1 protein-coding gene is annotated in these 1,360 nt (G+C 54.3%); it reads left to right on the top strand.

Going from position 1 to position 1,360, the window contains the following annotated elements; genetic code table 11:
* Positions 1 to 82: 82 nt before the first annotated feature.
* The coding region (locus tag FQ187_RS29840) for an IS4 family transposase (protein ID WP_149632226.1) at positions 83 to 1,360 on the top strand (1,278 nt) is incomplete at its 3' end.

Raw genomic sequence — 1,360 nt, 5'->3', positions numbered from 1 at the left:
GCAATGCTGTTCACTTAAGGATTGTTGACTAATCCTCAGGCAGCAGGAAAATCCGGAATCTGATAAGGATTCCGGATTTTTTATGTCTGTTGCTCAGGATTTAAGCGCGGTTTTGGATTTTGCTGAGCAACCGCTCTCTCGCCTTGAGGTGTTCACCGATCATATTCCTCATGATTGGATTACCGCGGCGGCCGCTCTGGCGGATAAAGCCACGATCCGACGTCGGCGCTTGCCTTCGGACGTAGTCCTTTGGCTGGTAGTCGGGATGGCACTTTTCAGAGGTGAGCCAATAGTCGAGGTCGCTCGCCGACTGAATATTTGTGCCGACGGTCTTGCTAATGAGGTGCTGTTAGCCAAAAGCGGGTTGTCGCAGGCGCGCCAGCGTCTGGGGAATCAGCCTGTCGCTTGGTTATTTCAACAGTGCGCCAATGTCTGGGGATACGAGCGCTACCCGCAAGATGACTGGCACGGTCTTCAAGTCTTTGCCGTCGACGGTGCCTTGTTTCGAACCCCGGAAACGTCGTCATTGCGGGACCATTTTGGCTCCGGCAATACCTCCTCCGATCGTCAAACCCCTTATCCGGTGCTGCGCCTTGTTGCGTTGATGAACGCACGCTCTCATATCATCGCCAACGCGGCCATCAGCCCTTACCGCAAAGGGGAGATCCCGCTGGCCAAGGACTTCATCGAGAGCATACCCAACCACTCAGTGACCCTGCTGGACAAAGGGTTTTTCAGTGCGGACCTATTGTTGAGTATCCAAAGTACTGAAAAAAACCGGCATTGGATGATTCCGGAGCGCAAGGGTACTGTTCGCACGGAAATTGAACACTACGGCGATGGTGATTACCTAGTCCAGATGAAGGTCTCGCAGCAAGCGCGTAAAAAGAACCCACTGTTGCCTGAGTACTGGCAAGTACGGGCGGTCACCTACGAGGTCGCCGGGAAAGAAAAAACCGTCTTCACCTCCCTGCCAGCCTCGCACTTTAGCGCTGAGCAGGTCGCCACCCTTTATCACGAGCGATGGGAAATCGAACTGGGTTTCAGGGATATCAAAAGCTCAATGCAAGACAATGCCTTGACCCTTCGCAGCAAGACTGTAGATCTGGTGTATCAAGAATTATGGGGGCTGTTACTGGCTTATAACGTAGTGCGTCGAGAAGCCAGTCAGGCGGCTGTAGCTCATAAGCGGGCTCCCAGCGAGGTGAGTTTCAAGTTTGCCTGTCAGCACATCGCCAGCCATCTAGTGGTCATGGCCGGAGCGGTCTCGCCCTCACACACGCCAAGACGCCTGGACGAGCTTCGCGGCAGCATTGGTGTGCTCTTTATAGTAAAACGCCCCAGGCCTGCGAGGCCTAGG

The organism is Pseudomonas sp. ANT_J28 (assembly GCF_008370005.1).
Classification (GTDB): Bacteria; Pseudomonadota; Gammaproteobacteria; order Pseudomonadales; family Pseudomonadaceae; genus Aquipseudomonas; species Aquipseudomonas frigoris.
This window is presented reverse-complemented; position numbering and strand designations above follow the sequence as displayed.